This window comes from Paenibacillus tyrphae (genome assembly GCF_000722545.1).
Classification (GTDB): Bacteria; Bacillota; Bacilli; order Paenibacillales; family NBRC-103111; genus Paenibacillus_G; species Paenibacillus_G tyrfis.
The window spans coordinates 180,373-203,367 of the sequence record NZ_JNVM01000004.1 but is presented as its reverse complement, the minus strand read 5'-3'; the positions used below and the strand labels follow the sequence as shown (position 1 = coordinate 203,367).

General features: G+C 55.0%; 17 protein-coding genes and 1 pseudogene. 8 read left to right on the top strand and 10 right to left on the bottom strand.

The window, feature by feature from the left end:
* Positions 1-6 precede the first annotated feature (6 nt).
* Positions 7-1,062, bottom strand: coding sequence for an SIS domain-containing protein (locus ET33_RS04330; RefSeq protein ID WP_036676979.1), 1,056 nt, complete (start codon positions 1,060-1,062; stop codon positions 7-9).
* 157 nt (positions 1,063-1,219) lie between these two features.
* Entirely contained in the window at positions 1,220-2,113 is an 894-nt protein-coding gene (locus tag ET33_RS04325) for an AraC family transcriptional regulator (RefSeq protein ID WP_036676977.1), read from the bottom strand.
* Between the two features lie 111 nt (positions 2,114-2,224).
* Between ET33_RS04325 and ET33_RS04320 the strand changes: the two genes are divergently transcribed.
* The gene (locus tag ET33_RS04320; protein WP_036676974.1) at positions 2,225-3,157 is read left to right on the top strand and encodes a DMT family transporter; all 933 of its coding nucleotides are present in this window, start codon (positions 2,225-2,227) and stop codon (positions 3,155-3,157) included.
* A 47-nt stretch (positions 3,158-3,204) separates the two neighbouring features.
* Here ET33_RS04320 and aspA read toward each other — a convergent pair whose 3' ends face one another.
* The 3 genes from aspA to ET33_RS04305 all read right to left on the bottom strand — a co-directional run bounded on the left by aspA (position 3,205) and on the right by ET33_RS04305 (position 6,523).
* Complete coding sequence (aspA, locus tag ET33_RS04315; protein WP_036676971.1) at positions 3,205-4,647, bottom strand: aspartate ammonia-lyase; 1,443 nt, start codon at positions 4,645-4,647, stop codon at positions 3,205-3,207.
* A gap of 143 nt (positions 4,648-4,790) precedes the next feature.
* Positions 4,791-5,756, bottom strand: a complete 966-nt coding sequence (locus ET33_RS04310) for a carbohydrate kinase family protein (protein ID WP_036676969.1) — start codon at positions 5,754-5,756, stop codon at positions 4,791-4,793.
* A 137-nt stretch (positions 5,757-5,893) separates the two neighbouring features.
* Positions 5,894-6,523, bottom strand: a complete 630-nt coding sequence (locus ET33_RS04305) for a TetR/AcrR family transcriptional regulator (protein WP_036677742.1) — start codon at positions 6,521-6,523, stop codon at positions 5,894-5,896.
* Between the two features lie 161 nt (positions 6,524-6,684).
* Here ET33_RS04305 and ET33_RS04300 point away from each other — a divergent pair, with 161 nt between their 5' ends.
* Entirely contained in the window at positions 6,685-7,863 is a 1,179-nt protein-coding gene (locus tag ET33_RS04300) for an MFS transporter (RefSeq protein ID WP_036676966.1), read from the top strand.
* Between the two features lie 52 nt (positions 7,864-7,915).
* On the opposite strand, the gene ET33_RS04295 is transcribed toward ET33_RS04300, so the two are convergent.
* On the bottom strand, positions 7,916-8,875 hold the full coding sequence (locus tag ET33_RS04295; RefSeq protein WP_036676964.1) for an acetylxylan esterase: 960 nt from the start codon (positions 8,873-8,875) through the stop codon (positions 7,916-7,918).
* 561 nt (positions 8,876-9,436) lie between these two features.
* On the opposite strand from ET33_RS04295, the gene ET33_RS04290 reads away from it, so the two are divergent.
* The 3 genes from ET33_RS04290 (at position 9,437) to ET33_RS39150 (ending at position 14,484) form a co-directional block, all read left to right on the top strand.
* Positions 9,437-11,182, top strand: coding sequence for an ABC transporter ATP-binding protein (locus ET33_RS04290; RefSeq protein WP_036676961.1), 1,746 nt, complete (start codon positions 9,437-9,439; stop codon positions 11,180-11,182).
* An 83-nt stretch (positions 11,183-11,265) separates the two neighbouring features.
* Positions 11,266-13,332: an ABC transporter ATP-binding protein gene (locus ET33_RS04285; protein ID WP_036676958.1), complete on the top strand. Its 2,067-nt coding sequence runs from the start codon at positions 11,266-11,268 to the stop codon at positions 13,330-13,332.
* 30 nt (positions 13,333-13,362) lie between these two features.
* Complete coding sequence (locus tag ET33_RS39150) at positions 13,363-14,484, top strand: glycine-rich domain-containing protein (protein ID WP_036676953.1); 1,122 nt, start codon at positions 13,363-13,365, stop codon at positions 14,482-14,484.
* Between the two features lie 62 nt (positions 14,485-14,546).
* Here the strand turns inward: ET33_RS39150 and ET33_RS04275 are convergent, their stop codons facing one another.
* On the bottom strand, positions 14,547-15,287 hold the full coding sequence (locus tag ET33_RS04275) for a class I SAM-dependent methyltransferase (RefSeq protein ID WP_036676950.1): 741 nt from the start codon (positions 15,285-15,287) through the stop codon (positions 14,547-14,549).
* Positions 15,288-15,309: 22 nt separating this feature from the next.
* The gene (locus tag ET33_RS04270; RefSeq protein WP_036676947.1) at positions 15,310-15,822 is read right to left on the bottom strand and encodes a metal-dependent hydrolase; all 513 of its coding nucleotides are present in this window, start codon (positions 15,820-15,822) and stop codon (positions 15,310-15,312) included.
* A gap of 360 nt (positions 15,823-16,182) precedes the next feature.
* Here ET33_RS04270 and ET33_RS04265 point away from each other — a divergent pair, with 360 nt between their 5' ends.
* Positions 16,183-17,001, top strand: coding sequence for a glycerophosphodiester phosphodiesterase (locus ET33_RS04265; RefSeq protein ID WP_036676944.1), 819 nt, complete (start codon positions 16,183-16,185; stop codon positions 16,999-17,001).
* Between the two features lie 91 nt (positions 17,002-17,092).
* Here the strand turns inward: ET33_RS04265 and ET33_RS04260 are convergent, their stop codons facing one another.
* Positions 17,093-18,610 (bottom strand): LysM peptidoglycan-binding domain-containing protein, encoded by a 1,518-nt coding sequence (locus tag ET33_RS04260; protein ID WP_152570588.1) that lies wholly within the window; start codon positions 18,608-18,610, stop codon positions 17,093-17,095.
* 176 nt (positions 18,611-18,786) lie between these two features.
* Here ET33_RS04260 and ET33_RS04255 point away from each other — a divergent pair, with 176 nt between their 5' ends.
* A complete protein-coding gene (locus tag ET33_RS04255) occupies positions 18,787-19,659 on the top strand; it encodes a LysR family transcriptional regulator (protein ID WP_036676941.1) in 873 nt (290 codons plus the stop codon).
* 138 nt (positions 19,660-19,797) lie between these two features.
* Positions 19,798-21,015, top strand: a pseudogene (locus ET33_RS04250) (MFS transporter).
* Positions 21,016-21,423: 408 nt separating this feature from the next.
* On the opposite strand, the gene pruA reads toward ET33_RS04250, so the two are convergent.
* A complete protein-coding gene (gene pruA, locus ET33_RS04245; protein WP_036676938.1) occupies positions 21,424-22,992 on the bottom strand; it encodes an L-glutamate gamma-semialdehyde dehydrogenase in 1,569 nt (522 codons plus the stop codon).
* Positions 22,993-22,995: the final 3 nt, after the last annotated feature.

Sequence of the window (22,995 nt, the reverse complement as noted above, 5' to 3'; positions counted from 1 at the left end):
TTCCGGCTAAATTTTGACCACTTGCGTCAGGTTGCGGGGCATATCCGGGTCCACGTTGCGTTTCATGGCCGTATAGAAGCCCAAATATTGCAGCGCCGGCAAATAAAGCACCGTCCGGGCATCGTCGCTCATCTCCGCTCCGCCGACTTCGAATACCGCATCCGCGAACGTGGTGTCTTCCCCGGCCTTCGCCGTGACGAGCAGCACGAATGCGCCGTACTCCTGCATTTCCTTGGCGACCTTCAGCTCGTAATCGCGCGCTTTCTCGGACAGCAGCAGGCAGACGAGCGTACCCGGCTCCACAATCGACTTGGGACCGTGGCGGAACTCCAGCGTACCGTACGCTTCCGTCCAGACGTAGGACATTTCTTTGATTTTCAAGCTCGCTTCCAGCGCAATGCCGTAGTACGTGCCCATGCCAAGGTAAATGACCTTTTGAAAATCGTTCGTGTCGACCAAAGGTTTAATGAAAGCGTCGGCGGCTTTGACGACTTGATCGTCCGTTTGAGCGACCGAAGCAAGCTGTTCGAATTGATCCTGCTTGCCCGCCGCCTTGGCGATCGCCGCGTGCATCAAAAACGTCATACTGCTGAACGATTTCGTCATAACGGTGCTCGTTTCTTTCCCGAGCGGGGACACCAGGCAATCCGCCAGCTTCGCCATGCTGCTCTCTTCGTAGCAGGTGATACCCGCGACCTTCACGTTAGGAAGCGGCTTCACGGCTTCCAGCGCCAGCAGCACTTCCGTCGATTCGCCCGATCTCGATACGCCGATAACCAAATAATTGCGGTTCGGAGGGAGCGTCTGCTCGCGGAACAGGAACACCTCCGAGGAAGGATAAGCCGTTGCGCTTTTACCCAGCCATGTCCGGTAGACGGACGCCATCGCTAGTGCTTGATAATAGGATGAACCGCTGCCGATGAACACCGTCTCGTCCGTTTCCGAATCGAGGAGATGCTTTTGAACCCAATCTCCCTGCTGCTGAAGCTGTGCCAGCGCCGCTTTCAGCGCCTCCGCCTGTGCCGAAATTTCAGGATACGTATATTGACCGAATGGCTTCACAATATTACCCCTTTCGTCTTATTAATGATAATATAAATCATAATTTTGATTTTTTCAATCATTTTATTCGAACATTATGAGCTTATCAGGGAACGAAAAAAGCCGGAGACAAGGAGCCGTCGTCCGGACTGTGCGGGGACTTTGTTCCTGTCCCGTTTTATGAGCCGTCATCCATTTTAGATCTCTTGTAAGCTAGCGGTGTAATCCTCATGGACTTGCGGAATTGATCGATAAAGTAGCTTGTACTATTAAACCCTACTTGGTAGGCGACTTCCGTCACATTCGATTCCGCTTGCTGCAGGAGGACTAAGCTTTTTTGGATTCGATATTCCGTTACGTAGCTTAGCGGCGTCGTCTTCAGAATTCGTTTGAAATAGCGGCAGCATTCGGAGCGGCTCAATTGGCCGGCTCTGGCGATGTCATCCAGCTTGATTTTCTCGGCATAATGGGTATGAATCCATTGCAGCATTTGCTTGATTCGCTGATTCTTCTGCATTTCCGTCCGGTCGTATTCCGGCTGAAAGCCATTCATAATGAGGGTTTGCCAAATTAACGTCAGCTGCACGGTGATACTGATTTCATAGAACGGCGGTTTTTGCCGAAGCAATCGATGGATGCTCAGGATGGCATCCAAACTATTTTTCCGCCAAGGGTCACTAGGATGCAAATGTAAGTATGAAAGATTTGTCGCTTGAATATAAGGATATACAAAGGTCGTGTAAAGCTCTTGCGATAATACGAAATGGGGAGAAACATTCAAGCAAATGTAGACGCAGCCCGATTGATCCTTCTCTTCCGCCGTGTGCAGGCAGCCGCTATTGATAAACAGCCCCTCGCCCTCCCGAACCGTTACACGATCTTCGTTGATTTGAAAAAGCGCTTCTCCTTTTACAATCAGCACCAGTTGAATTTCCTCATGCCAATGAAGCGGGATATAGCCGTGTATATTTTGATTAATTGTGGTTTCGTAGCATGCCATCGGCAGCACGACCGTCCGGTGTTCGGTCAGTTCCTTTAAGCTTGGGTCAATCTTGAAATTTTTGATTTGCATGATGACTCCGACCTCAAAATCCTTATATTTATTTATCCGATTCTAATATCTTCAAAGCCCGATTTCTCCTATTATAACACTATTATTATATTTTAAGGTGGAGACTCGTTTATGGACAGACCTGCTAGAAGAAGAGGATTAATTCTCGTGATCACCGGAGCGGTATTATGGGGAATCAGCGGCACCGTCGCCAAAAAGCTGTTTCAACATTACGCCATCGAGGTCGATTGGCTGGTCACGACCCGATTGCTCATCGCCGGCATTTTACTCTTAACCGTGCAATTTTTTACAAAAGACCGTTCCCAAATCACCAGTGTCTGGAAAAACCGAAGGGCGGCCTTTAAACTGGTTATTTTCGCGTTATTTGGCACGCTCGCGGTTCAATATACGTATATGGCTTCGATCCAGCACGGCAATGCCGCCGTCGCTACGCTGCTGCAATATTTGGCGCCGGTCATGATTATTATTTATCTCGTCCTGAGAAAACAGACGGTTTTCACCGTACAAGATCTAGTAACCGTTTCTCTCGCTTTAGTCGGCTGCTTTTTATTATTAACCAATGGCTCTATCTCCCAGCTATCGGTGCCGACGCCTGCCATCGTTTGGGGAGTGTTATCCGGGGTAACGTTAGCGTTTTATACGGTATATGCGGTTCCTCTATTGAAGCAATACGATTCGCTTGTCATCGTCGGCTGGGCGATGATCATCGGGGGCGCCGCCTTAAGCTTTATCCACCCGCCTTGGCAGGCGAACTTTGCCGATATGCCGCTGGAAGCCTGTTTATACCTGGTATTCGTGATCGTATTCGGCACCATGCTCGCCTTTTGGTTTTATATCGAAAGCTTGCAAAGTCTTTCCCCCAAAGAATCGAGCCTCGTTGGCAGTCTGGAGCCGCTGGCGGCTGTGTTAACCACGGTTCTTTGGCTGAAAGAGCCGTTTGGATATTTTCAGTGGATCGGCACGTCTTGCATCATCGGGATGATTTTATTATTGGCTTTGAAAAAAGCCCCTACGAATCAAAAAACAAACGCCACCGTCTCTTGAGACAGCGGCGCTTGTCGCCTAACCGGCCAGATGGAAGCGTTCGGCCGTTATTTTTTCTCTTCGTCGCGGTGCGTTTCGAGCAGCGATGCGCCCGCAATGCCCGGATTCGTCATTTCATACGGGTCCAAAATCAAGTTCAGCTCGTCTTCGCGCAGCACATCGTACAAGAGGCAAAGCTCGCGGACCGAGCGGCCGGTTTCGATCGCTTCGCGGGCGATTCTCGCCACCGGCTCGTAGCCCAGATGCGGGTTCAGCGCGGTAATGATGCCGACGCTCCGCTCGACGTACTCTTTGCAGCGGTCGATATTCGCTTGGATGCCGTCGAGGCAGTATTTTTTGAACACCTTGAACACTTGGCTCATCATGCTGAGCGATTGCAGCAGGTTGAACACCAGCACCGGCTCCATGACGTTCAGTTCGAGCTGTCCCGCTTCGGAAGCCAAGCAAATGGTATGGTCGTTGCCGATCACCTGGAACGCCACCTGGTTGACGACCTCGCACATAACCGGGTTCACTTTACCCGGCATGATCGAAGAGCCCGGCTGACGCGCCGGCAGATTGATCTCGGACAAGCCGGTACGCGGACCCGAAGCCATCAGCCGCAGGTCGTTCGCCACCTTCGACATGTTGATCATGCACACCTTCAATGCCGCAGACACTTCCGTATAGGCGTCGGTGTTCTGCGTCGCATCGACGAGGTGCTCCGCGCTAACCAGCGGGAAGCCGGTCAATTCGGCCAGCAGCTCCGCCACGCGCTTAATGTAGCGCGGATCGGCGTTCAAGCCGGTGCCGACAGCCGTCGCACCCATATTGATCTCGTACAAATGCTGACGCGTCTGGGTAATCCGCTTGATGTCTCTCGCGAGCACCCGGCGGTAAGCTTCAAACTCCTGGCCGAGGCGGATCGGTACACCATCCTGCAGGTGCGTCCGGCCCATTTTGATCACGCCGTCGAATTCTTTCGCTTTGGCCTCAAAGCCTTCGTGCAGCTCGTTCATCACCTCAAGCAGTTGATCGAGCAGCGTCAGAACGGAAATATGAATCGCCGTCGGGAAAGCGTCGTTCGTCGACTGCGCCATGTTCACATGGGTATTGGGACTAAGGGTAAAGTAATTACCCTTCTCGCCCCCGAGCAGCTCGATGCCTCGGTTGGCAATGACTTCGTTCGTGTTCATGTTGATCGACGTGCCTGCCCCGCCTTGAATCGGGTCTACAATAAATTGATCGTGCCATTGTCCGGCGATGATTTCTTCGGCCGCCTGAACGATGACCTTGCCAAGGTTCGGATTCAGCTGTCCGATCTCCATATTGGCGACAGCCGCCGCTTTTTTGACCGTTGCCATGGCGACAATCAGCTCTTTATGAATCCGGTATCCGGTAATCGGAAAGTTTTCCACGGCCCGCATCGTTTGAACTCCATAATAAGCATGGACCGGTACTTCCTTCGTGCCCAAAAAGTCTTTTTCCACCCGATATTGTGCGCTGGTCATGACCTGTCTCCCCTTTGTGGCTGCGATAACTTGCAATGGGATGATCTTACAAGGAATGTCATCTCCATACGTTATTGTATCTCAATTTACCATTGGTTGAAAGGGCTTGACATCAGAAATAAAACGTTTCCATGCTTGGCCCGTCAATTTCCGCGAATCCATTGGTCCAGCTCCTCCCGGGACGGCAGGGCGGGAATGGCTCCCTTCCGGGTCGTCGTAAGCGCGCCAGCCGCATTGCCCGAGCGGCAAACCTCGCCGAGCTCTTCTTCCGTCAGCTCGTCAGGGCGCTTCCCGGATTCCATCAAGCGGAATAGCGCACCGGAGAAGAATGCGTCGCCCGCGCCGGTCGTATCAACGGCTTTCACTGCAAAGCCCGGCACCCGGCCCGTCCGCTCGCCCTGACGGTAAAAGCTGCCGTCCGGCCCCAGCGTCACGAAGATCAGCGGAGTACCGTACTGCTCCTGGAGCTGCCGGGTACCCGCCTCCAAATCCCGCTCGCCGGTCAGAAAATGCAGCTCCTCCTCGGAAAGCTTCAGGACGTCGCTGTAAGTCAGCCCTTCCAGAATCAGCCGCTTTGCACGGTCCAAATCCGGCCACAGCAGCGGACGCAGATTCGGATCGAAGGAGACGAGCTTGCCTTCCCGGCGAGCATAGGCAGCCGCGCGCAGCGTCGCCGAAGCCGAGGGCTCGTGCGTCATCGAGACGGAGCCGAAGTGAAACAAGGCGGCTTCCTCGATGCGCTTCCAGTCGATCTCTGACTCCTGTAGGAGCATGTCCGCCCCTGGGTTGCGGTAGAAGCTGAAAGAACGGTCTCCGCTGGCATCAAGGCTGACAAAGGCCAGCGTCGTACCGGCTTCTCCGGTAAATACCATGCCGCCCGTATCCACCCCGTGCTTCTCCAGCTCCCCCGTCAAAAAACGGCCGAAGGCATCCTCGCCGACCTTGCCGATAAATGCCGTCCGTTTGCCCAGCTTGGTCAGCCCCGCCATCACATTGGCCGGTGCGCCGCCGGGGTTTTGCTCGTAACGCGGCAGCCCCTGCTCGGATACCCCTGCGGGCGTAAAATCGATCAGCAGCTCGCCGATGGCGACGGCATCTAATCTATTCATGTCCATCCTCCGTCCATTTTATCAAATTCCGATCGGTACACGGAACCGGTTTCCGGCTCCGCAGACGTTTAATGAAAACGTTCCATTCCTATTTTAGTCGCAGGGAATTCTAGCCGTCAACGAACAATCCGCGCGGCTTAAAGTGCAAACAAGCTTCTTGTCTGATCCGGCGGCGGGAGTTCCGCACCGAGCAGCTTCCCCATGATGCCGACGATCGTGCCGGCTTTGGCGCGGATCTCCTCCTCGGTCCGGTCAAAAAAGCCCGGGTCGAACATGAACAAAATCGCCGTGAGCATGAATTCGGCCGTTTCCGCCGGATGCTCGACCTGAAACACGCCTTCCTTTACGCCCTGCTCAAGGATATGTGCGATCGGCAGCACCATCGCGGAAATTTTCCCGGACACGAACCGCTGATGGATCATAGCGTTGCTCTCGTGGTGCAGCACCTGCAAAAAATCCCGGTAATTCGGCAGGACGGCCGGACGCTCGAGCAGCGCCGCCACCAGCTTCCGGTCCGCAGCCACCCCGGGCTGCCCGGCAACCGAATTCACATATTCCATTTGCTCTGACAGCGAACGCTCGATCAGGGCGAGGATGACGTCGTCCTTCGTTTTGAAATAGTAATAAAACGTCCCTTGAGCGACCCCCACCTGTTTGACGATGTCGCTGACGGACGTCCGCTCGACGCCTTTATCGCCGAACAATTGCACGGCCGCGTCCAACAGCTCGTTCCTGCGCACTTCAGGGTCCTTCGTTATTCTGGCCATAAGTCGCACTCCTTTGCTAATTGAGAGAAATGCACGCTTCTCGTTTTAGGGTAATCTCCATAATTTCATTTTACTTATTGACTGACGATCGGTCAATCAACTATAATGCGTAATGTACTTAATTGACTGGGAGTCAGTCAAAAGTAAAAAGGAGTGATCTCATGAAATCCCGCATCATCTTGTATTTGATCGGCTTCAGCGCCTTTGTGGCGTCTTTGGCGCAAAATTTGTACTCTCCGCTGCTGGTGGAGGTTCAGGAAAAGCTGCACACGACGCAGGCGATGGTCAACCTGACCGTCACCGTATTTACCGTAGCGCTCGCGGTCATGCAGCTTGTCTTCGGTCCGCTGTCGGACCGTAAGGGCCGCAAAATCGTCCTGCTCCCGGCCATCGGCGTCTATACGCTGGCCTCACTTGGCTGCGCCTACGCCGCCTCGGTTGATGCGCTGCTCGTCTTCCGTCTGCTTCAGGGCATCGGTGCGGCGGCCGTTCCGGTCGTGGCGGCAGCCGTAATCGGCGATGTGTTCGAAGGAAAGGAGCGGGCCCAAGGGATGGCAACTTACCAGCTGATGCTCGGATTGTCTCCGGCCGTCGGCCCGTGGGTCGGCGGACTGATCGGCGGCCGTTACGGCTATGGAAGCGCGTTTTTGCTGCTGGGCGCCATATCGCTGATCCTGCTTGCAGCCAACGCTTTCCTGCTCCCTGAAACCCGGCCGAAAGCAACAGCCGTGCGTAAAAGCGTCGGTTGGAGCTCGTTTGTCCGTCTGGCCCGCCATCCCCGGGCGGCTGCCCTGCTGACTGTCGGGTTCGTGCAGTTTTTGGTCTACTTCGTCTTTCTCGTTTACATTCCGATCATCGCCCATCACCGCTACGGCTACGAGCCGGCGCAGACGGGAACGCTGATGCTGCTCATGGCGCTCTGCTCTATGATTGGAGTCAAGGCTGGAGGATGGGTCCAAAGCCGGTTCCCCGGAGAGAGCGGCTATTTATGGGGCTGCGCGGCCAATGCCGCGACCGTGCTGCTGTTCGCTTTCACGGCCGGGCTGTCGCTGCCCGTGCTGACTGCCGTGTTCTGCCTGTTCGGCCTGACGATGGGACTTACCATGTCGATGCCGGCCACGCTCCTTACGGAAATGTTCCCCGATGACCGCGCGACCGCCGTCGGCGTCTACAATTTTGTCCGCTATCTGGGCATGGCGGCAGGCCCGATGCTCGGATCGCTCCTTTTTGTCGGAGAAAGCATTCCGCTGCTGTTCGGCGTAAGCGCCGTCTTGTATCTGGGCGGAATCGCCGTAGGCGGCCGTCTCGCCGTCCGCAAAACGGGCGCAGCTTCTTCCTGAGCGTAAACGGCAAAAAGCGCCCGGCGATGGGCCGGACGCTCTTCTTTTGCTGTTATAGGCTTTTCATAAATTGATAAATCTTGTCCTGCATTCCCGGAAGCCCTTCGTGTCCGAAGTCCGGGTAAATTTCCAGCTGCACCGGCGACGTGACTTTGTTGATCGCGGCAAACTGTGTGGAAGGCGGGCAAATCGGGTCCATCAGCCCGATGCCGATCAGCAGCTCCGCCCGAATGCGGTGCGCCAAATGCTGGATATCGATGTAGCCGAGCTTGGTAAAAATCTCCTCTTCCCGTTTATGCTGCGGATCAAAATGGCGGAAATACGTGCGCAGCTCGGCATAGGCGTCTTTGGCTAAATCCATCTCCCATACCCGCTTGTAGTCGCTCAGGAACGGATATACCGGCGCAGCCTTACGAATCCGCGGCTCCAGCGCCGCGCAGGCCATCGTCAAGGCGCCGCCCTGGGACCAGCCCGACGCCCCTACCCGGTTCTCATCCACCTCCGGAAAGCTCATCACAATGGAAGCCAGCTGCGCCGTATCCAGGAAAATATGGCGGAACAGCAAATTGTCCGGCTCGCCGTCCAGACCGCGGATAAAATGGCCGTGATGCGTCGTTCCCTTCACCCCGCCCGTATCCTCCGACAAGCCGCCTTGGCCGCGCGCGTCCATGGCCGCAACGGAGTAGCCCAGCGCCGCATACTGCAGCTTATCCTGCCAATCGCCGGAATTTCCCGTATAGCCGTGGAATTGGAGCAGGGCCGGATGCGGACCGTCGGTTCGGGTCGGGCGCACATATTTAGCGTGAATCCGCGCGCCCCGGACGCCGGTAAAATACAAGTCGAAGCATTCCGCGAACGGCGTCGTGAACTCCGACGGTACTAGCTCGACCTGAGGATCGGTCGCCCGCATTTCCTGCAGCGCCGCTTCCCAGTATTCGTCCAGATCGTTGGGACGCGGATTGCATCCTTGGTACGTTTTCAGTTGGTCCAGCGGCATATCCAGCAGCGGCATCGTCGCACCATCCTTTTTTTACAAAGTGTGGAATTCACTTCTTATTCCCAATGTAATTCAGGACGGCCGGAATCTCAAGTCTCAACTCGGACTCTATCCTGTCTTTTTTTGATCCCTTCGGCCCGATTGATTATAATCGTTTTTTCCCGTTGACAGTACGAGCCGCCCAATGGTACAGTGACATTTGTAGATTATTTCCAAAGAAAGGATGGCTGCCAAATGATGCTGCTCGCCAGAGACCGAAAGTTTCGCGCACATCTTCAATACAACCGGATTGTTCGGTGCAGCCACTCCGCGCTGGAATCGTAACGGCTCGTTCGCCGTTCCGCGAATTTCTTCCGTACACGCGGCGCATGGTTACGCACCCTCGTAATCGTGCGCCTTTTTTATCGGTCCGCAGCAGTTAGAACCCGCTTATGGTGTTTGTTGCGAACAGATAAGCATCCTTGGATAGGGATGCGCTAAGGCATATCGCTTACGAGCGGTATGCCTTTTTTGGCGTCGTTTTCCAGGCGCTGCCGCATAACCATTTTTTAGAGGACCGGAAAGGAGTACACTCGCATGTTTATCGTATTGAAAAAGCTGCGCTGGTTTTTCGCCATGCATTGGAAGCGATACAGTTCCGCGGTCCTGTTGCTGCTAATCGCCGGAATTCTGGAGGTCATTCCCCCGAAGCTGATCGGCTATTCGATCGACGGCATTCATCAAGGGACGCTGACCGACGCTCAGTTTTATCAGGTGCTTGGTTTTTGGGCCGCAGCGGCTCTGTTGTGTTACGCCATCACTTACGTCTGGATGTATCAGCTGTTCGGCGGCGCCTTTGTGCTGGAGCGGCTGCTCCGCTCGCGTCTGATGCGCCACTTCGCCAAAATGACGCCGACCTTCTACGAACGAAACCGGACGGGCGATTTGATGGCCCGGGCGACGAACGATCTGCATGCCGTCTCGGCGACCGCAGGCTTCGGGATATTGACCCTGATCGACTCCAGCCTGTACATGTTGACGATCTTGACGATGATGGCGGCGTTTATCAGTTGGAAGCTGACGCTCGCTTCCCTGCTGCCCCTGCCGATTATGGCGCTGCTGATGGGCAGTTTCGGCAAGCGGATCCACGAGCGCTTCACGAGCGCGCAGGACGCGTTTGGTCAATTGAACGACCAGGTGCTGGAGACGATCGGCGGCGTTCGGGTCATCCGCGCGTTCGTGCAGGAGAAGGCCAGCGAGGAACGGTTCCACCGTACTTCAGACGACGTATTCCGCAAAAACATCGCTGTCGCCCGCGTCGATGCGCTGTTCGATCCGACGGTGAAAATTTTGGTCGGCATCAGCTATTTGATCGGGTTATGCTACGGCGCTTATCTGGTGTTCCATAACGAAATTACACTCGGCGAGCTGGTTTCGTTCAACGTGTTCCTCGGCATGCTGATTTGGCCGATGTTCGCGATCGGCGAGCTCATTAACCTCATGCAGCGGGGCAACGCTTCGCTGGATCGGGTCAACGAAACGCTCGCCTACGAGCCGGATGTGGAAAGCCCGGCGAATCCGGTCCCGGTCGACGTGCCGAAAAGCATCGTGTTCGACCGCGTGACGTTCCGCTATCCTTCTTCGCCGATCGATAATCTCGTCGATATCTCGTTCAAGCTGGAACGCGGTCAGACGCTCGGAATCGTAGGCCGGACGGGAAGCGGCAAAACAACGCTGCTCAAGCAGCTTCTGCGCGAATACCCTTCCGGCCAGGGAGCGGTCCGGCTGTCCGGCGTGCCCGCGGATTGGATCGATCCCGATACGCTCCAAGGCTGGATCGGCTATGTGCCGCAGCAGCCGATCTTGTTCTCGCGGTCGATCCGCGAAAATGTGGCGTTCGGCCGCAGCCATGCGGACGAAACGGAAGTGCAGCGGGCGCTGGAGCTGGCCTCGTTCGCCAAGGACGTGCACTTCCTGCCCGAAGGTCTGGAGACGATGGTCGGTGAAAAGGGCGTGGCCTTATCCGGCGGTCAGAAGCAGCGCGTGTCCATCGCCCGCGCCTTGATCGTCGATCCGGAAATTCTCATGCTCGACGATGCGCTGTCCGCTGTCGACGCCAAGACGGAGGCGGAAATCATCACGGGCATTCGCCGGGAACGCGCAGGCAAGACGACCCTGATCGTCACCCACCGGCTGTCCGCCGTCCAGCATGCCGATTGGATCGTCGTACTGGACGAAGGCCGGATCGCGGAAGAAGGCACCCACGAACAGCTGCTTCAGGCCGGAGGCTGGTACAAAGAGCAGTACGACCGCCAGCAGCTCGAAGCGAACATCGGGGTGTAGATCCCCGTTCAAAATAAGCCTAGCGGACGGAAACGCACAGAAACAGCGATCCGTCCGCACAGCGGAAACGAAGGTGATTCCTCATGAAACAAACCGGTATCCGGTTATACCGCTATGCGGCGTTATTCAAGCGGCCGATCCTTATTGCGCTCGTCCTGCTGACCGCAGCCGTCTGCGCGGAGCTGGCCGGACCGCTTGTCGCCAGACAAATGATCGACCGCCATATTCTCGGCGTGGAATATCCCTGGTATGAAGCCGACGCAGGAGGCAAAGACACCGTCGTCTACGACGGCAAAACGTACAAACGACAAGACCGCTGGGTGGAAGGCGAAACGAAGGGACGCGAGGTCCGCGTGCTGCAGATTGGACGCAGCTACTATTTCGTCGACGGCCCGCTCCGCTTCGACGGTCAGCGCAGCGTGCAAGGGAACGAACTGACAGTGGCCAGCGACGGCAGGCAGGCCGTCTATCCGGTGCGGGAGCTGACGACACCGCAGCTCTACGCCTTTTACGAACCGGAATTCGGACGGCTCGTCGTGCTGGCGGCCTGTTATTTCGGCTTGATCGTGCTGAGCGCCCTGTTCGCTTACGGGGAGAAATACCTGCTGCAGACGTCCGCCAACCGGATCATTCAGACGATCCGCAAAGACGTGTTCGCTCAAGTCGGACGGCTGCCCGTCCAATATTTCGACAACCTGCCCGCGGGCAAAGTCGTCTCGCGCATTACGAACGATACGGAATCGATCCGCGAGCTGTACGTCAACGTGCTGGCGAACTTTTTCTCCGGTATCGTCTACATGGCGGCCATTCTCGGCGCGCTGTTCTTTCTCGACGTGAGGCTGGCGCTGATCGCGCTGCCCCTGGTGCCGATCCTCTACGTATGGATCGTCGTGTACCGCCGTTTCGCTTCCAAATACAATCATGCAATCCGGTCCAGACTCAGCGACATCAACGGGATGATCAACGAAGCGATTCAAGGCATGCCGATCATCCGGGCGTTCCGCCGGCAAAAGGAGACGCTTGCAGAGTTCGAGCAGCTCAACGAGCAGCATTTTACGTTCCAAAACAAGCTGCTCAGCTTAAATGCGATTACCTCGCACAACCTGGTGGGCGTCGTCCGGAACGTAATTTTTCTCACCGTCATCTGGATGTTCGGCGGCGGCTGGCTCGGTACGCTCGTCACGGTCGGAGTGCTGTACGCCTTCGTGGATTACATGAACCGGATGTTCCAACCGATCGTCGGCATTGTAAACCAGCTCAGCAACCTGGAAACGGCCCTTGTGTCGGCGGAGCGCGTGTTCGAGCTGCTGGACGAGAAAGGCACCGAGGTAGCCGACGGCAAGCTGGAGCGTTACAAAGGAAACGTCGCCTTCGAGAACGTCTCGTTCGCCTACAAGCCCGGCGAGGACGTGCTCAAAAGCATTACGTTCCACGCCCGCTCAGGCGAGACTGTGGCGCTCGTAGGCCATACCGGCTCCGGCAAAAGCTCGATCCTGAACCTGCTGTTCCGGTTCTATGAGGTCCGGGAAGGACGAATTCTGATCGACGGCCGGGATATCCGGGACATTCCGCAGCAGTTGCTCCGCCAGCATATGGGGATCGTGCTGCAGGACCCGTTCCTGTTCACCGGTACGATCGCCTCGAATGTCAGTCTGGATGATCCTTCCATTACACGGGAGCAGGTGGAGCGAGCGCTTCGCGATGTCGGAGCGTACGAGATGTTTGCCGCCCTGCCCGGAGGTATCGACGAGCCCGTCATCGAGAAAGGCAGCACGCTTTCCGCCGGTCAGCGGCAGCTTGTTTCGTTCGCCCGGGCACTGGCGTTCGACCCGGCGATTCTCATCCTGGACGAAGCGACCGCCAGCATCGACACGGAAACGGAAGCCGTTATTCAAGCGGCGCTGGAGGTGCTGAAGAAAGGCCGGACCACCTTCATCATCGCGCACCGGCTGTCGACCATCAAAGCCGCGGATCAGATCCTCGTCCTCGACCGGGGCGAAATTAAGGAAAGCGGGACGCACAACGAGCTGATGCGGCTGGGTGGGAGGTATTACCAAATGTACCAGCTGCAATCGGGAGAGTTATCGGCGGAGGAAGCTTCCGTAATCAGGACCTCCGAAGGAGAAGTTCAGGGGCCGGCTATGGTATAATATGGTCATCACGCGCTTGGGAGGTACGATATGACCTTTGTCTTTATCCTAGTCCTTGTTGTTATCGTAGTATTGATCGCTGCCTCTTCTTCCAAATCCGGAAGAACGAACCAGCGGCGGCCCGGGCCGGTCCATAGGACGAAGCTGCCTGCGCGAACGCCGGCAAAACCGGATTACCGGAGCGAGCCGCTGCCGTCCGGACTCGGACTTCAGCCCGGCGTCCCACTGAAGCCGGCTGCAGACCGGCTGGAGCAAGCGCTGCAAGCGGAATACGGTGACCGGCTGCGGAAGCGGGTGCTCGGCAAATATCCATCCATGAGCGAGGCCGAATACGAATGGAAGCTGCTGGAGCTGAAACGATACTTTTTGATGACCGCCGTACTGAAAGAAGTGCCGATGTTCAGTGAAGCGGTCGACGACATCTGGCACGAGATGCTGATGTTTACCCGGGAGTACCAGCGTTTCGGGGAAACGCTGCTCGGCGCGACGATTCACCATGCGCCGCATACGGACGGCACGCCGGACCCGGGCGGGCGCGCCTGGTTCGATTGGGTATACGCCCACTTGTTTACGTCCACGCCGTTTACGGGGCAAATCTGGGGCAGCTTTTTCCGCTATCCGCTCGATCGGCAGCGGATCGACCGTCTGAGCTCGGAGAGCGAGGAGGAGCTTGAGCAGCTGTGGTTCAACCGGAAGGCGGCGGCCCAATTCTCTGAAATCGGGCAAACGGTCCGGTGGTTAATTGAGCAAGCGAAAGATCAGCTGCGGCAGGCTGCGGTTAATCCGACCTATGCGGAGCGGCCTTCCGAATCGCACGGCCCTTCCTTAATGCCGTATCTGGCCGGCGCCATGCTGTTCTACTCAATAACGGAATTTACCGGCTTCAACGAACAGATGCAAGAGCTGCTGACCGAGGAGGAAGCCAAACGCGAGGCAGGACAGCAATCGGGAGATTCGTCCTCCTGCGCCTCCAGCGGCTGCGGCAGCGGCATCTGGTCCGACAGCGACAGCGACGACGGCGGCTCATCCGGCAGCTGCTCGTCCGGAAGCTGCTCGTCTTCAAGCTGTTCGTCCTCGAGCTGCTCATCCTCCTCAAGCTGCTCCTCTTCGTCCAGCTGTTCTTCCGGCTGCGGCGGCGGTGGGGGCGACTGATTTCTAGACAGAAAAAGCCAAGGGCCCTTTTTAGGGCCCTTTAGCTTGTTCAGAAAGTCGCTTCATTTTTTCTGCTTTTCTGCTGAGATGATTAAAAACATAGGTCTTCGAAGCTCGTCTTGCATGTCTGGCTCACGCTTTAACATTTCTTCGGAAGGAATCGGTTCCTTGACTGTTCTTATCATAAAACCTGCATGAATTAAGTCGTTGATATAGGTCGAAAACGTACGATGATATTTTATTACGTTCTCCGTTAAAAATGTCGTTTCACGCACACCTTCCGATTGATAATCGTCAACTGCCCAATGCAGACGATTCCCTTGGTCGTCGTAATACCAATCTTGTTCGTTTCGAGAAGTAAAGATGGGATGTTCAACCGAGAAAATGAATACTCCTCCAGGTTTTAAACAATCGTAAACCTTTTTGCAGATGGCTTCAAACGACTTAATATAGTGGAAAGCTAACGAGCTGATAACCACATCAAATTGAGCGTCTGAAAAATCGATGTCTTCAATAGGCATTTTGATATACGATATCAAAGGGTCGTCCGTCATTTCACGAGCTTTTTGAAGCATTTTGTCCGATATATCCACACCGATCACCGAACTTGCTTGTTGCTCGCGGGAATATCGGCAATGCCAACCAAAACCGCAGCCCAAATCAAGTACACTTTTTTTGCGCAAATCCGGTATTAACGCTTTTAATACATGCCACTCTCCCGCTGCTTCAAGTCCGTTGACCGACCTTTGCATTTTTTCATAGGCGGAAAAGAAATTCACATCATCATACTTGTTTTGTTTCATGGATACATCTCCCCTCCCAATTTCAGAATAGCCCCGAGACGGTATCCCAATAGTAACGGACCGGAAGTGCAATGCAGAGCAGCGTCAGTATGTAGCGGAATCCGGTTTCCATGAACGAACCCGTTTCGATCGCCATAAATTTCGGCAGCAGCCGGAATTTGAGCTTGATCGGCCACAGCAGCTCGACTCCCTGCTCGTTGAACAAATCGATGAAGGCGTGGGACGCGTAAGCGAGCAGAAAGCTCCAGAACAGCGGTTCCGGAAGCGGCAGCAGCAGCGCGGCAATGCCGCACAGGAACAAGACGGAGTGCGTCAGCGTCCGGTGCCGGACGTTTATGAGCCGTAGCACAAAGGACAGCGGAAAAAATACTTTGGCCATCGTCGATCCCGGTTTGTCGATGTCAGCCAAAGGCCCTGCCAAGCAGCCAAGCAGAAGCGCAGCGGCGGTTTCCCAAGACAGAAGCGGCACTTGGAAGTGCAGCAGCACCCCTTCCGCGGCCAGCAAACCGGCGACGCTGTGCGTTTTTTGCAGCATTCTTAAATCCTCCTCGTTATTCTGTGTTGTCGCGGCCCGGTCAAGAGCTTTCCCATTATACCAAACATATGATCGCATTTCTACATCTCTCACAACCGGATATAAATTCGTTCGCTGGCGGCCCCTTTTTTCTGTTCCTCCCGCCCCTTCCTTCCGCAATTGTTAAGAAACCGTTAGCGCATGCGGTTCAAATCGCCGGGACAAGCTAATTTTTATCTAACCGAAATTTGCTAAAATTTTTTTTGCCCGGATCTGAGGAATTTGTCGAATCCGGATCGTCTATGATAGAGGGCGCTAGGCGATGCCCGATTCGGAGCTTCGCGCCGTCCGAGCACTTTATTTTCATCAGGAGGCTGCTTTATGCAAAAATTCATGCTGGTGCTTGCCGTTGTATTCGCCGTCAACTTTACCGCCACAGGCTCGACGCCTGCTACGCGCGCAGACAATAGCGGCCTCGTTACCGCGCACCGCGGCAGCTCGCACACCGCGCCCGAGAACACGGCGAGCTCGATACGCCAAGCGATCAAGGACGGCGCGGGTTACGCCGAGCTTGACGTTCAAGAGACGGTTGACGGGGTAATCGTGCTGATGCACGACGATAGCGCCAAACGGACGACGGGAATCAACAAGCCTATGTGGGAAATCCCGTACGGCGAGCTGCGCCAGGCGAGCGCCGGCGACTGGTTTCACCCGCAATTTCGCCAAGAACGCGTCCCGACATTGGAAGAAATTATCGAGATCGCCCAAGGCAAAATCAAGCTCAACATCGAGCTTAAAAATAACGGCCATCAAAAGCGGCTGGCCGAGGAAACCGTCAACATTATCGAGCGCCGCAAATTCACGGCGGATTGTACGGTAACTTCGTTCGATCCGGCGCTATTGCGCAAAGTCAAGCAGCTCAATGCAAGCATTCGAACCGGCTTGATCATAGGGCAAAAATCCGCAAATCGCGAAGCGCTGTTTACGGACCGTAACTACGAAGTGCTCAGCGCCGCTTATCCTTTGGTCGACGAAGAGTTTATGCGTCTCGCCGCGCAGCATCGCAAGCAGGTGTTCGTCTGGACCGTCAACGACATAAAGACGATGAACCGCATGCTGAAGCTCGGCGTCGACAGCATTATTACGAACGAGCCCGCACAGTTGGTCGAGCTTCTGCGCCAACGCCGCGCCAAGTCCTGATTCCCCAGAGAACGGTAAAACCCGCCTTTGCTTCAGTCTGTCCGGACTGACCCGAAGGCGGGTTTGTTTTGTTCTTAGGCTTCCGATATGTTTATGTCACGCTCTTGCGAATGACGAATTCGTTCTCCATCATCGTCCAGATGCCGGGATCTTCCATACCGAGTCTCCACAAAGCGATGCCCCGGATGCCCAGACGATGGGCGAGCTGCATTTTCGACCGGATGCTGGCCGCATTTTCAAACCAAACCTCGTGCTTATTGCCGGACTCATCCGTATAAGCGAACATCGGCGTCTGCGTTTTCGCGTCGAAAATCACTTCTTTGTTGTATTTTTTTGCTAAATTCATCGCCATGGAATAGGTCGCATACGTGTTGCGCCCCGTCGTCAAGTTGAAATCGAAGCCGAACACCGACACGGCGGCCGTAATTTTGGAGGCAGGCATTTTGGTCAGCGCATATTTGACCACGCTTTCCATCCAGCCGATCGAGACGACGGGCCCCGGCCCGCTTCCCGGCCAGCCGTGCTCGTTATAAAGCATTAGCACGAGCTCGTTGACCGCTTGGCCCAGTATGGAATAGTTGAACGGCGCAGAGAACGGGTTCGTCGGTTCGTCCGAGGTGCGCGAAGGCGTATCGACGGAATAAAAATACCCATGATCGTGCAAAGCTTTGCCGAGTTCCCGGTAGAAGGCCGAAAGGCGCTCCCTGTCGTCGTAACGGACATCCTCGAAGTCAATGTTGACCCCGTCGAAGTTGTAACGCTGGATCAGCGCGATCACGCTCGAGATGAACGCCCTGCGCGTATCCGGTGTGGCCAGCATCCCGTGGATGACTTCCTTGTTGACCTCCTGATGCCCTCTTTCGTACAACAAATTATGTACCGTCGGCAGCATTTTCACATTATGGCGATGTCCGTAATCCACGACCTGCCGCATGTAAACGTCGGTGAACGTTGCCGGAAATTTCTCGATTTCCGTCGGATGGGCCCGGTTGATGCGAAAATGAAACATGCCTACGGCGGACAGCTGCGCGGTATGCTCCACAAACACTTGGTGCGAGCTGGGAAGCGTCGGTCCTTCCCTTTCCGTGTAAAAGCCCAGCACCTGCTGCACCGGGCGTTCCCCGCCATGAGGAACGATCCGGACGAGGTCCCGGAGCACCCAGCCGATCCGTCCGTCGTACAGCCGCACCTGCACCCAATCGCCTTCGATTCCGGTCACCGGCAGTCTGGCTCCCCGGTCCATCTGGTCAATGAGAGGCGATGTCGTTCCCGGATACTTGCGGACGTTCGCCGTGTTCGCGTTGACAATGGCCTCCGTATAGACGGGAATATGCAGCCTTTGTCCGACCTGCAAAGCCGTTGAAGTCAATCCGTTCAAAATCATGATCGCCTGATACGTCGTCCCGAATCTTTGAGCAATCGAATAGAGTGAATCGCCGGCCCGTACCGTGTAAGTCCTTTGCCTGAACATCGGCATGGCCAACGTCTGCCCCACATAAATGGCGTTCGAGGTCAACCTGTTCTCTTTCAGCAGCGAGTCTGCCGTGACCCCGAACTTTTGGGCAATCGAATAGAGGGAATCCCCCCGCTGAACGACATAAGTAATCATCGTCTTTCTCCTTTGTGAAGCATGTTACTACTATTCGTATTCAGCGAATGAACGCAATACGATCGGTACGGATATTTTTTTTGAATGGTTAACTTTTTTTCTAGCGCGCCTTTGCTTGATATTGGTTACAATGATAGGTATGGAATTTAGGACGAAAGTCAGGTGGAGCTTGTACTATGGTCGATTTTGAATGGTATCGAAGCTTTGTTGCGATTTACAAGCATAACTCGGTGTCGGAAGCCGCGAAATCCCGCATGATGACGCAGCCGGCCATGAGTCAGCATTTGGCTTCTCTGGAAGCGGAGGTCGGGGAAGCTTTATTTATAAGAACTTCAAGAAAAATCATCCCGACGGAACGAGGAAAGCAGCTATACTCGCAGCTGGCGCCTCTGATCGAATCGCTGGAGGAAACGACGATGGCGTTCAAATCCGCTTCCCTGCCCAGTCTTCGAACGATCCGAATCGGGTCGGCGCATGAGTTTTATATGGAAAAAGTCGTTCCTCTGCTGCCTCAGCTCAAAACGTGCACCATTTCCACTTTCGGAACGGCCGATCAATTGCTGGAGCTGCTGAAGGAAGATAAAACGGATATAATCATTACGTCCAAAAAATATGTGACGCCGGGAATTGAGTATGCGAAGCTGTACGACGAACACTTTGTCGTTGTCGCCCCTGCCCGGCTGGAAGTGCCTGAAACGGATAGTCTGAAGCGGAGAGAACAGTGGCTTGCCGCCCAAAAATGGATCAGCTACGGCTTGGAGCTGCCGATTATCCGAAGGTTTTGGCGAGAGCATTTTAAAAAACGGCCGCTGATTAAACCGATCCACGTCATTCCTAATTTACATATCATTTTAAAGGCGATCGAAATCGGCGAAGGTTTAAGCATGATGCCTACCTACCTGTTGGAAAAATCGATGAACGAGCGAACCAAAGTGATCTATGGGGATTTGTCCGTAAAAAACGAGCTGTTTTTCGCCTATAATATGAAGCATAAGCATCTGCCTGAAATTCAGGAGCTGATGCAGCTTATCCGCGAAAGCGATCTATAAATAAATTTATGAATGAAGCGCAATTTCATAATTTGTTTTATGCCTGCTTTGGATTTAAAATGTAGACTATCGATTTCAATCGGGAGGAAGGCGGACACCTGCAAAATCGCCTTCCTTACTTGTAGGGAGGGACTTTTCTTGAGATCGCATAGTTTAACTAATCCATCAAGAGCGGTGTCGAGCAAAGGCTCGACCCTAGCTTTATACGCATTAACGGTGGGTGCATTTGCCATCGGAATGACGGAATTCGTCATCATGGGGCTGCTGCCGGAGGTGGCGGCGGACCTTCAAGTCTCGATTCCGTCGGCCGGCCTGCTCATTACCGGCTACGCCCTTGGAGTCGCCTTAGGCGCTCCGTTTATTACGATGGCTACGCACAAGATGCAGCGCAAAGCGCTTCTGCTGCTGCTCATGGCCATCTTTATCGCCGGGAACGCGCTCGCCGCGCTTGCGCCGAATTACGCGGTGCTGATGGTCGCCCGCATTGTGGCTGCGTTGACGCACGGCTCCTTTTTCGGGGTCGGTTCCGTCGTCGCAGCCGAGCTGGTCCCCAAGGAAAAGCGCGCCGGCGCTATCGCCATCATGTTTACCGGGCTGACCTTGGCGAACATCCTGGGTGTCCCGATCGGGACATTCCTGGGTCAAGCGTACGGATGACGCTCGCCGTTCTGGGCCATTACCGCGATCGGCTTCGTGGCACTGCTTGGCGTCATTCTGTTGGTGCCCAGGGTGAAAGCGGCCCCGTCGAGCTTGGGGCAAGAGCTTGGCGTGCTGCGCCGGCCTGCGGTTCATGTTGCGCTGCTGATGACGGTGTTTGGCTTTGGAGGCGTGTTTACAGCCTTCACTTACATTACGCCTATTTTGGTGGACATCACTGGATTTTCGCCAGGCTCTGTATCTTACATTCTTGTTTTGTTCGGCCTCGGGATTACGATAGGCAATATTTATGGAGGAAAATTGGCGGACCGGAACCTGCTGCCCTCGCTCACCGGGATTCTCGTCCTGCTCGCAGTCGTTCTCGTCCTGTTAGGGCTGACGGATCATGTTAAGATCTTGACGTTGATCACGATATTTGTTTTTGGCGTAGCCGCATTCGGGACTGTGCCGGGGCTGCAGCTTCATATGCTGAATACGGCTAAAGAGGCACCTACTCTGGCGTCTACGCTGAACATCGCAGCCTTTAACCTCGGCAACGCCTTCGGCGCTTATCTGGGGGGCGTGGTCATCGACATGCAGCTTGGCGGAGGGCTTCGCGCCGTTCCATACGCCGCCGCTCTGGTGACGGTGGTCGGAATTTTGTTTACCCTCTGGGGCATCCGCCAACACAAAGACCCGTCAAGGGCCGGCTCCAGGTAAGAGAGAGATAGCGATATAGGCTGCCGACATCACGGCGGCCTGATTGCTTTTTTCCCTGGCTTACGAGCGGTGGCCACGTCATTTAATAAAAAAATGCCCGGCACCTAAAAAGGTACTTGGCTCACAGTGTTGAAAAAGTGGGCTTTTACAAAAATAGAGAAGTATACGGAGGTGGGGTATCCACTGGAGAAGCGATAGCGGCCGCCTTTGTCTGCGGGAAATGTCCGCTACTAGGCGGCCTCCAATCAAATTTCCCGAAGACAAGAGTGGTCGGAAGTGGATACCCCGCCCCTTCGTTACCTCTATAATCCCGTTTGACCACTTTCTCAACAAGCGAAACCCGGCACCTTAAATCGGTACCGGGCTTCGTTTGTCTCACAACCTGCACGTACGTTCGTCGGCAGGCGATCAGTTTTTACGGGAGGTTAATTTGGCTTGCGTAAACAGCAGCAAATAATCGTAGCCGCCCGCTTTGGAGTCCGTGCCGGACATGTTGAACCCGCCGAACGGATGTGCGCCGACCAAGGCACCAGTACACTTGCGGTTGATGTACAGATTGCCGCAGTGCATCGTTTCCAGCGCTTCCTCGATCCGGTCTTCGTCCGAGGAGAAGAATGCGCCCGTCAAACCGAATTCGGTATCGTTATACAGCGCAATCGCTTCTTTCCAGTCCTTCGCTTTGCCGATGGCGAGCACCGGCCCGAAAATCTCCTCTTGCATGATCCGCGCTTTGCCGTCCACGTCGGCAAATACCGTCGGCTCGATATAATAGCCGTTGCCTTCCGCCTTGCCGCCGCCAGCAAGCAGCTTGCCTTCCGTTTTACCGATCTCGATGTAATTCAAAATTTTATCGTAGGAGCCTTGATCGATAACCGGTCCTACCGGGGCATTCGTTTCCGGCAGCCCGACTTGCAGGGCTTTCGTCAATTCGGCAACCTTCTCGACCACTTCGTCGTACACGGACTCGACGATAAACGCGCGCGAGCCGGCCGAGCATTTCTGGCCTTGGAAGCCGAAAGCCGAAGCGACAATCGCTTGGGCCGCCGCTTGAAGATCGGCCGTTTCGTCAACTACAATTCCGTCTTTTCCACCCATTTCCGCAACGACGCGCTTGATCCAGATTTGGCCTGGAGCCGTCTCCGCCGCCAAACGGTTGATGCGCAGTCCGATTTCCTTGGAGCCGGTGAAGCTGACGAAGCGCGTTTTCGGATGCGTCGTCAAGTAATCGCCGACTTCCGCGCCGCTGCCCGGAATATAGTTAATGACGCCGGCAGGCAGTCCCACTTCTTCCATCAACGCCACGAATTTATGAGCGATGATCGGCGTCGTGGACGCTGGCTTGAGCAGAACGGTGTTGCCGGATACGACGGCGGCCGTCGTCATGCCTACACAAATCGCCAGCGGGAAGTTCCACGGAGGAATCACGACGCCGACGCCAAGCGGAATGTACGTCAGGTTATTCGTCTCGCCCGCGATTTTCGTCAAAGGCTGGTTTTCGTTTGTGCGGCTCAGGCGCAGCATTTCCCGGGCATAAAACTCGATGAAATCGATCGCTTCCGCAGTATCGGCATCGGCCTCAGCGTAGTTTTTGCCGGATTCCAGAATCATGAGCGCGGAAAACTCATGCTTGCGCTGACGCATCAGCTCGGCCGCTTTGAACAAATAGTCCGCGCGCTCCGCAGCCGGTACTCGTTTCCACGATTCGAACGCCTGCAAAGCAGTCTGCATCGCCTCTTCGGCCAAAGCCTGGTCGGCTTTGCTGACGTGGCCAATCACTTCATCCTTGTCCCCCGGGTTTATTGATACGATGCGCGCTTCAGTCATCACTTTTTTGCTGCCGATATGCAGCGGGTATTCCCGGCCAAGCTCGGCCTTGATCTTGGCGATTGCCGCTTCCATCGCCTGCTTGTTCTCTTCCTTGCTGAAATCCGTAAACGGCTCATTTACAAAAGGCTTAACATTGGTCAACGTATTCATCGA